This is a genomic window from Oceanospirillum sediminis, assembly GCF_014164585.1.
Taxonomy (GTDB): Bacteria; Pseudomonadota; Gammaproteobacteria; order Pseudomonadales; family Halomonadaceae; genus Oceanospirillum; species Oceanospirillum sediminis.
The window spans coordinates 1-480 of record NZ_JACJFM010000119.1; the positions used below are offsets into that span (position 1 = coordinate 1).

1 protein-coding gene is annotated in these 480 nt (G+C 35.8%); it reads right to left on the reverse strand.

What is annotated here, in order from left to right; genetic code table 11:
* Positions 1-480 (reverse strand): GH3 domain-containing protein (locus H4O21_RS28090; protein WP_182812441.1); only part of this gene is annotated, 480 nt, incomplete at both ends.

Below are 480 nucleotides of genomic sequence, written 5' to 3' on the forward strand. Positions count from 1 at the left end.
TCAAATTCAATAAACCATTCATGATAGGGTAATCCTTTCTCTGGATTAATTTGTGGCGCCACGGTAAATTCTGAAATTTGAATATCAGTCCCTTCTGTAGCCTCCTGCATAGCCTGTTCTACTTCTTTGCCAATAACATGTTCACCAAATGCTGAAATAAAATGTTTGATTCTGCCTGAAACTATAACGCGGTAAGGTTTTGTTGAAGTAAACTGAACCGTATCTCCAATATTGTACGCCCACAAACCAGCGTTTGTTGAAATTATCATTACATAATTTACACCAATGGTAACATCCTTTATAGTGATACGCTTAGGATTTTCGTCAAAAAACTCTTCTGCTTTTACAAACTCATAAAAAATGCCTGAATTTAACTGCAGTAGCATTCCTTTATCATCCTGCTTATCCTGAAATGCAAAAAATCCTTCACTTGCAGGGTAAAGTTCAATACTATCTACCTTGCGACCAATTAAGTTTTCA